Raw genomic sequence first — 9514 nt, 5'->3', positions numbered from 1 at the left:
TTATCAATTATCAATTATCAATTATCAATTATCAATTAATGAACTGTTCCCTGTTCCCTACTCCTCCAAAAAATATATATCTTTTTCACGCCTAGGTCTAATGTATAAATAATAGAGTTGTCGCTAATATAGAGGCAAAAAATAGCTCAAACCTAGACAGGACAATAGTTACCAGCGTTTTTACTTTGCAATAGCTATAATTCTTATACCATTTTCATAAAATATTGCTACAGTGACAGAACAAGTAAAAGGAGATAAGGAACGCCGGAACTAGGAAAGATAAATAGACAAAAAATGGAGGAAAAAACTTTAATTTTGACAATGAATGCAAGCCATAAAGTATTCAACTTTAGAAATAAATCACAAATTGGAATGTAACAGCCTTTTTTGAATTTGGTATTACAGAACAAGGTTTTTAGGGATTTTTTAAGTTATAAAGCGACAAGTCTAATAAGCAAAATTTTTACTTACAAAGCGCTGCTACTTCTTCGTATAAATTCATCCATAAATTAGCTTTAACCCTCCAATTGTATGTTTCTTTAATTCTCTCTTCTGCTGCTTTTCCCATCCTCATCCTTAAATCTGAATTTCTAGCTAAAACAGTCATTGCATCGGCAAGTTTACTCACTATTTCATCAACATAGGTAGCAACTATTTTAAAACCTGTTTCCTCTGTAACCATTTTTCCAGGTCCTCCTAAATCAAGACAAACCACTGGTCGCCTAGCTGCCATTGCTTCCAAACATACCAACCCTCCAGATTCATGCAGACTTGGATGAAGCAGTACATGACAATCTCCTAGCTTGTGCCAAGTTTCATCCCGCGCAAGCCATCCCCAAAACTTAACTTGGGAAGAAATACCCAGTTTCTCAGCTTGTTCGCGAAGGGACTTTTGATAAGGCCCCTCACCTACAACCCAATATTCTGCTTGATCCAACTTAGCCATAGCAAAAGCTTGGAATCCTAACTGAAAGCCTTTCCAATGAAGAATGCGCCCGATGCTAATAAATCTTATCGGAGAAGAGGGGGCAGAAGGTAGCCTCTGTAAAAAGTCTATTTCTCCTTGCTGTAGTCCACACTGTTCTAATACCTTAACCTTTTTTGCTTTTAATAACCGCAATCTACTTGCCGTTTCTTCTGTAGTGGCAAAAGCAAAAGTGCTACGTTCAGCAGTTATCTTAACAAAGCTATCCCTTTCTCCTAGCCATCTAGCAAAATCTCTTACTGTTTCGTAAATTTTTTCCCTAAAGTTATAAGCTTTCCATAACTGTTTCGGTGTCGATTCTCCCCCGCCTACTGGTCCCCAAATAAAAGGTACTGGAAGCAGGGCAATGAAGCTAGGGTTCCAGTAACGACAATAGGTTACATGATGCATCATATCGAAACCAATTTCGCGATGCAGCTTTTTAGCGATGAAATAGATGCCAATTTGCCACAGATAGTAGTGTAGTTGCACGCCTCTATTCTTCTTGTACCACCATCTAGCCCACGGAGGTAGGTCGTAATAGATAAAGTATGCCCCAGGACAGGGATTTTCGATCAGTTCTGCTTCTATACTAGGACGATTATCTTCCCTAGTAATGACCCAAACTTGGTGTCGTTTTGCTAATACCTGCACCATATTCCAGCCTACTGCTGGTTCTGACCCAGTATAAGGCATACAAGCGTAGCTAGATATTAGGATTTTCATAGACTACGTTTAAACCTCTGCTTTTTTAGAGGTTAATTGTACTTGTATCCATTTTGTTAGCCATAAGCTCATTTTTCCCACAAAAAGTGTTGTGCCTACAAAATGCCCATATTTTGCCGTATGATAGAAAAGTTTTGTAGGTATGTAGTAGGGAGATTTTTTAGCCAGAAATAATTTTTGGAATGTTGTTTTTGGAGATTCACCGGGTTTAACATAATTTTCTATTTTATGAGTCTGACGAACTNCAAAATGCCCATATTTTGCCGTATGATAGAAAAGTTTTGTAGGTATGTAGTAGGGAGATTTTTTAGCCAGAAATAATTTTTGGAATGTTGTTTTTGGAGATTCACCGGGTTTAACATAATTTTCTATTTTATGAGTCTGACGAACTGGTCCTACTAATTTGGCTTTAACATCCCCGACAATACAGGCTTTAAATCCCGAACGAGTAGCTTTTAAGGTATAAGTATCATCTCCTGAATATTGAGGAAATCTTTTGGCATTAGGAGGACCGATTTTGTCATATACTTTTCTGGGAATAAGTACGCAATAACCAGACATTCCATCTACAAAATTTACTTTTCCTGGTTCTCCTTCTATTCTTTTACGACCTAAAAAACCACTAAATACAGGTATATTTGATTCCTCTGGATAGCAAGTTGGAGCTACAATTGTATCTGGATTTTTTTGGGAAAATTCTATTAATAATGACACGGTATTTGAGTCGGGAAGACAGTCATCATTTAGCCAAATAAAGTATTCTGCACCTTGTTTATAAGCATAATTCATTCCTGTAGCGATCGCTCCTGTCCACCACAAATCTCCATCTCCAGGTAATACTATTACATCTGGATATTGAGAGTTAATATCTTCGGTAGTTCCATCTGTAGAACCATCATCTATTACTATGATATAGTATTTTTGGCTATCTCCTGTTTTTGTCAGATGTTCTAAACATCCAAGGGTTAGATGTTTACGGTTATGAACTGGTATGATTAGATAAACTGGTTCTTTTCGTTTTTGACTTAACATTGTTCATTTTTAAAACATAACTAAAATATTACTTTCTTGGAGTTATACTAATTTATTTTGCTGACTCAAATTGAAAACTAAAATAACTGCACCCTTGATTTTTTTTCTATCTCAAGCTAACTAGATATAGGTTTAGGCATAGCTGTAGTTCCTTTACCTGTTAACCTCCGNCTAGTCTTTATTTTGTACCTTACGCGCCTCCGAAATTGCTGTAATTTCAATCTGCTTCCCTTTTGCTTGACAAGAAAAAACTTATTGTTAAAAAAATTCCGAAAATTCTTGGAGTTATACTAATTTATTTTGCTGACTCAAATTGAAAACTAAAATAACTGCACCCTTGATTTTTTTTCTATCTCAAGCTAACTAGATATAGGTTTAGGCATAGCTGTAGTTCCTTTACCTGTTAACCTCCGCCACAACTTAGTTTTATAACTCTTAAAATCTTCTATTTGTAATGCTAATTCCGCTGATAGTCCTGTCAAATTTTTGGCATCGTCAAGAAACTTTCTCCTAAAGAAATTCATGGGTTCTGGAAAAATACTATGCCTTGATATAAAAGGTTTTTTTCCAGACCAGTGAATTGCACTAGCTTCTTTTTGTTCTACAGCTATATTATTTTCTACAGGAAAACGTTCTTTTAATTCCTCCAGTGCAAAATTAGAAACAATAGTTTGCATTGGTTTTTGTTCCAAGCGAATTTTACCACGATCTACAGCCCAGAAAATCATTAAATTTAGTATACCCTGATCCATGCCGTAAAACAAATTTGGTTGGGACAACCTCAATTCAAGTAATTCTCGATACTCATCTAAATCAAATATTCCTCGCTTGGCAAAATATACCCCGGTACAAAAGTAAGGACGATTTCGCCAATTAAAATCTGGAAAATACTTTTCTATTTTTGGTCCGTTAAACATCCATTGGCAAATAGCTTGGTCAGAAAAATTATTTTTGGGGCGGTCAATAACCATATCAAAGTCTTGAAAATTACCCCATTTCAGTAAATCACCCCAAACTACCATATCTGCATCCAGATAAAGGAAATATTCCCACGGGCTTTCCCAAAAAGCAATCATTTTAGTTGAGGATTTCCATTTTTTATCTCTGAGACATTCATTGATAGTATGAGAACGATAAATAACTTGAACCCCATAGGTTTTTTCTAAATCTTCTACTGAAAATGAACCATCAACAATTAGACAAATAGGAACATCTTTTAAAAAATGTCTAATACTGGCACAACAGCCTTTTGCAAAGCAGTAATCTTTTTCATAAGTAGCTACAATAATGCCAAAATTTTCCATCCTATCTACTCCTAGTCCTAGTATTTATTAAAAAAAGAATTATCTATACTTTTAGGACTTGTACACCAATAATACACCTCTGTCATAACAAGCAATAGTCCTAATTTTAAGCCAATATCTTGAATGTATAGTAATCCTAAATAGGTCGCAGGTAATCAAAAAGTAAATAAAAAAACTGAAACTCTCACCAGTTAAGTGTTCCCAGTTAAGAGTTCCCTAAAAAGCAGTAAGATTTTTGCAACTAATAAAATAGGATTGCTATATAATCTGTGAATTATGTCCTTGAACAGTTGAACATATTTTGTATTAACTAAATCTATCAGGACTTACGCAGAGACACTATATATAGTGTCTGGCAAATATAGCGATATAGCTGCCGCACTTGCTCCGCCAACGCTTAAAAATAGAGAGCGATCGCCTGAACAAAAACATTATCATAACTAATACTAAAGATAGGCTAGTATAATTTATTTTAACTCTATGATATATGGCTAATTGTCAATAAATTTTGCTCAAATACCCTGATTATTGTAGAATAATATTACTGTTAATTTGAGCTGACAAGATGAATTTTAACTATATTGATCCCATACCAATATTTGCTTAATTATCATACAAATTATACCATAACAAATTTAGCGAATCACCTAAAAAATATTAGTCATGACACGATAAATCGTTACTTAAGAAGAGAAAATTTTGATTCTCAGGATTTATGGAGAAATGTTCAAAAAGAAATAGTAACTCATAAAGAAGGTTATTTAATCTTTGATGATACAGTTCTCAACAAGGAATATGGTAGTAAAATTGAATTAGTGCGACGACAAAGAGCGTGGTAATGAGCATAAAGTAGTCCGTGGTATAGGAATAGTAAATTGTATATATTTTAATCCCAAAATAGAGCAGTTTTGGATAATAGATTATCGGATTTATGACCCAGATAGTGATAAAAAAACTAAAATAGATCATGTGGAGGAAATGATATTAAATGTAGCAAACAAGAAGAAATTACCATTTAAAACTGTATTAATGGATAGTTGGTATGCAACACAAAGATTAATGGCATTGGTAGATAATATGCGAAAAATTTATTACTGTCCTTTGAAAATAAATCGCGCGCGTAGATGATACTGGAGGTGTGGAAAAATACAAAAATATTGGAGAATTAAGTTGGAGTGAATCGGAAAAAATATTAGGTAAAATAATTAAAATTAAAGGTTTTCCAAAAGATCAAAAAGTCAAGCTATTCTGGGCAACTGTTTCTACCAACAGGACAGAATACATTGTAACAAATGACTTAGGTCAATCTTCGCATTTATGCTGTAGAATTTGAGTCTCAAACTAGATGGAAGATTGAAGAATTTCACGCCAGAATTAAGCAATTAAAGGCAAGCGAATTTTGTCAATGCCGTCTTCGTCAAATCCAAAAAAACCATATATCCTGTGCTATGTTAGTCTGGAATTTTCTGAAAAAGTTAGCAGTAAAAATAGGAAAAACTATTTACCAAGTTAAACATGAATTACTCTCAGATTATCTGACTCAAGAGCNCTTAGGTCAATCTTCGCATTTATGCTGTAGAATTTGAGTCTCAAACTAGATGGAAGATTGAAGAATTTCACGCCAGAATTAAGCAATTAAAGGCAAGCGAATTTTGTCAATGCCGTCTTCGTCAAATCCAAAAAAACCATATATCCTGTGCTATGTTAGTCTGGAATTTTCTGAAAAAGTTAGCAGTAAAAATAGGAAAAACTATTTACCAAGTTAAACATGAATTACTCTCAGATTATCTGACTCAAGAGCTGGAGAAGCCTACAATAACATTCAGGGCTATCTTGATTTTGTAAGTATTTTTTACTATAGTTTTAACAATGATAATTGTCTTGAGGCGATCGCTCTCTATTTTTAAGTGATCGCTCTATTTAGCATACACTATATATAGTTTCTTTGCGTAAGTCCTGTCTATTTTATGCGATACTACTAAAGTAGTTGTAGTAAATATTTGTTTGACGTACAATGACACAAGCAAATACAGACTCACTTAATAAAGAATTTCATCTAGACATACTTAAAAGATTTAACTGGTTGTACTCTCTCAAACCTAAATCTTTGGCAAATAGTATGAAACGCCTAATGGCACCAGATGAAAGACGTCGCATAATTGATACTGGTATCGGGATTCGTTTTTATGCAGACCCACTAACGCATTTGGGACGAAAAATGATTCTCGATAGCAGATACGAGGAAAATACAGTTGAAACTTTCCGTTCGGAAATTAAACCTGGACAAGTTGTCGTTGATGTTGGTGCGAATGAAGGGTTTTTCTCAGCTTTGGCAGGAACTATAGTTGGTTCTCAAGGATTGGTCATTTCTATAGAACCCCAATCAAGGTTAAAGGATTTAATTGAAATTAACTTCCGCATTAATAATGTGGAAAATTTGAAAATTTTCTTAAATGCTTTGGGAGGTAAAGATGGGGAGGAAAGTGAATTAAGTCTTTATCCATCTATGTAGACGGGGCAGTCTGGTTTAGTTAGAAAATATAAACATAGTAATGCTCCTATTACTGAGAAAATAAAGTTTATTTCCGTCAATACAATTTGACAAGAACCTCAAGTTGATTCAATTGATTTTGTTAAGGTTGATGTTGAAGGTTTTGAAGGTCAAGTTATTCAAGCATTACTTCCAATGATTATGGCTGGTAAAGTTAGTAAGTTACTTTTGGATTATCATACAGAAATTCTCCTATTTCAAAACGTAAATCCTCTCGATATTCACAAATCTTTAATAGAGGCAAGAATGATAATTATAGCGTTGTGCTCCGGGAACAGGCACTATTGGAACAGGCAACAGGGGGAATAAATTGCCGATAATATAAGACTTCTAGCTCTTTTGCCCCTACTACAATTTGTAAATATACCAGCGCTCATTGCTATAAATCAAGCCTTTTTGATGAAGACCAAAAGGATAATACTGTTTATGGAGATATCAGCAATCTTGCTTCTGGAAAACGAGCTTATATTCTTTACGAATATGGTAATTAGTTAAAATCAATACAGGGATGCTTTCAATATATCCCTTGATTATCAAAGTAAAAGGGTGCATCTCATATAGCAATCCTAAATTAGGTCGCGGGTAATCAAAAAGTAGATAAAAAACTTGAAACTCTTCCCTGTTCCCAGTTAAGAGTTCCCTAAAAAGCAGTAAGATTTTTGCCACGAATAAAATAGGAATGCTATATAGCAATCCTAAATAGGTCGTAACAAGTTTTATAATAGTTAAAAAGAGCTGAAAAGCTTGAAAATTCTGTACGTCGCCAACCCGACGGCTCCCCTACCTGACTTCCCATCCACCGCAGGGGTTAGGGGTGGGTTGACTCCTAACTACTCCCAAAATACTACATTCGATTAGAGGAATGCTTTTTTTGCAAAAATACTTTTTCCCTATTCCTTGTTCTCTGTTTCCTATTCCCTAAAAACGATAAATTTTAGGCTTTCTTGAAAATTGAGATGCACTCAAAGTAAAGTTTCTATTAGTTTTTTCTTTTTGCCCTAATCCACATATCACGATTTGGATATTTGGGAAAGAAATTAAAAGAAGAACTCTTATTTGGCAAGACAAATTTTGCCGTCTGTTTGATTAAGTTTTGAACATTAAATTCTGGAAAACCAGGAAATCTATATTTTTTTATTTCTATAATTTCCAAACCTATTTTTTTAAGTATACTTACAGCAATTTCTTCTGAAACAAAACTTAAGTGATCTGGCAAATAATAAGGTTTATGATGGTCTTTACTATCTAAATTAGCTGAATCCCCAGTTTCTAATAAAATTTCTCCACCCTCCTTTAAAAGATTACACCACTTTCTTAAATCTTCAACAGGATTTGGTAAATGAGAAAAAACATTCAAAGTGGAAATAAAATCATATTTTTCTGTGTGATTTTCTAAATCAAAAAAGCTGACATCTAACCCCTGTTGCTGGGCAGATTTTTGCTTATTAACATTAGGCTCCAACCCTTTAGTTTTAATTTGATTATTGCTAAATATTGAAACTGCTTTGATAAATTCTCCATGACCGCAACCAATATCTAACCATTGATAATTCTGTAGATTTTTTAGTTCTTCATAACCGAAATCCCCAAGAATATGAAGATACTTTTCTACTTTATTAGGGCTAAAATTGCCAGTCATATCAAAATCTTCTTGTCCTTGATGAAGTCCTGTTTTTGCTCCTAAATCTATTTCTTCTTGAATGGGGCAAGGGTTGACATATAGTAAACCACAGTCAAGACACTTGACAAGATTAAATCCATTTTCTGTATCATAAAAATTGTATTTTTCAGAACNAATATGAAGATACTTTTCTACTTTATTAGGGCTAAAATTGCCAGTCATATCAAAATCTTCTTGTCCTTGATGAAGTCCTGTTTTTGCTCCTAAATCTATTTCTTCTTGAATGGGGCAAGGGTTGACATATAGTAAACCACAGTCAAGACACTTGACAAGATTAAATCCATTTTCTGTATCATAAAAATTGTATTTTTCAGAACCACAATGATAACATTTTACTTCTATTGTTTTCATAACTGAATCTCCTGCATTGTTGATAACTCAAAAAAATCAAGTTTACTTTGATCTTTAGCAAATACATAATCCTTATCTAAAATCCAATAGAGATTGCTCTGTACCTGAACTATAAAGATTTAGAAAGGATATCTAGAACGAAGAGAGGTCTATGACCAGATTGTGGTCATTAATTTTGTACAACTACTTAAAGAACTTTCATAAATTAATTTTTCACAAAAAGACCATCTACCTGTAGTAATCGTCCTGTTTGTTGATTAGAAAATACAGGTTATAAACTGTACAATTCATAGCCCATCTCTTCAAGTTTATTTATCATTTCTGCAAATAAAATTTTGCCTTTATAAAGAGGCATCAATGATAATTCAGTTTGAATTACTTTTACCTTAGATAAAAGTTCCTCTGCACCATTTAATACTTTTTCTTCATAACCTTGCGTATCTATTTTTAAGTACACAGATTTACTGTCTTTGATGTAATCGCTAGCAATGGTATCTAGTTTAGCTATTCTAACTTTTTCTGTATCTACATAAGCTGATTTTGGCTTACTCTGCACATGAGTTTCCTCCATATCTAAGATAGAACTGCTAGAAGAATTAGAAGCAACATTAATACTAATTTCACCATCATAGTCTCCTATAGCTGAACGAGGAGAAACTATCCATAAAGCATTATTCTGACTCAGACTTTGCAGCTTAAAATGAGCACTGGATAAAGGTTCAAACGATACTATTTTTCCCTGATATCCTTCTAATCGTAACCTTTTGGCATAGACTCCGATACTTGCACCTACATCGAGGACTAGATCGATATTGTAATGGGATAAAAGATATTGGATTTTAATACTGCTATCATTTGCTGGATAATATTTTCTAATTTCATAACCAAATTGTTTAGCTATTTTC

General features: G+C 33.8%; 7 protein-coding genes and 1 pseudogene. 2 read left to right on the top strand and 6 right to left on the bottom strand.

Translation table 11 applies throughout. The annotated features are described in order from the left end of the window. Positions 1–463 precede the first annotated feature (463 nt). The 3 genes from AFK68_RS23590 to AFK68_RS23580 form a co-directional block, all read right to left on the bottom strand. The gene (locus AFK68_RS23590; protein ID WP_094675585.1) at positions 464–1690 is read right to left on the bottom strand and encodes a glycosyltransferase family 4 protein; all 1227 of its coding nucleotides are present in this window, start codon (positions 1688–1690) and stop codon (positions 464–466) included. Positions 1691–1935: 245 nt separating this feature from the next. Further along, positions 1936–2722 (bottom strand): glycosyltransferase family 2 protein (locus AFK68_RS46235; RefSeq protein ID WP_371357524.1); only part of this gene is annotated, 787 nt, incomplete at its 3' end. 359 nt (positions 2723–3081) lie between these two features. Beyond that, a complete protein-coding gene (locus AFK68_RS23580) occupies positions 3082–4026 on the bottom strand; it encodes a hypothetical protein (protein WP_094675581.1) in 945 nt (314 codons plus the stop codon). A 569-nt stretch (positions 4027–4595) separates the two neighbouring features. Between AFK68_RS23580 and AFK68_RS23575 the strand changes: the two are divergent. After that, positions 4596–5574 (top strand): annotated as a pseudogene (locus AFK68_RS23575) (transposase); the annotation flags it as partial. Between the two features lie 466 nt (positions 5575–6040). After that, a complete protein-coding gene (locus tag AFK68_RS23570) occupies positions 6041–6538 on the top strand; it encodes an FkbM family methyltransferase (RefSeq protein WP_094675579.1) in 498 nt (165 codons plus the stop codon). A gap of 1018 nt (positions 6539–7556) precedes the next feature. On the opposite strand, the gene AFK68_RS46230 is transcribed toward AFK68_RS23570, so the two are convergent. From AFK68_RS46230 to AFK68_RS23560, 3 genes are all read right to left on the bottom strand, one after another. Next, the gene (locus AFK68_RS46230; RefSeq protein ID WP_371357525.1) at positions 7557–8216 is read right to left on the bottom strand and encodes a class I SAM-dependent methyltransferase; all 660 of its coding nucleotides are present in this window, start codon (positions 8214–8216) and stop codon (positions 7557–7559) included. 156 nt (positions 8217–8372) lie between these two features. Then, a partial coding sequence (locus AFK68_RS39630) for a hypothetical protein (protein WP_210407585.1) occupies positions 8373–8609 on the bottom strand: 237 nt, incomplete at its 3' end. Positions 8610–8880: 271 nt separating this feature from the next. Beyond that, positions 8881–9514 (bottom strand): FkbM family methyltransferase (locus tag AFK68_RS23560; RefSeq protein WP_210407584.1); only part of this gene is annotated, 634 nt, incomplete at its 5' end.

This window comes from Hydrocoleum sp. CS-953 (assembly GCF_002260545.1).
GTDB lineage: Bacteria > Cyanobacteriota > Cyanobacteriia > Cyanobacteriales > Microcoleaceae > Trichodesmium.
This window is presented reverse-complemented; position numbering and strand designations above follow the sequence as displayed.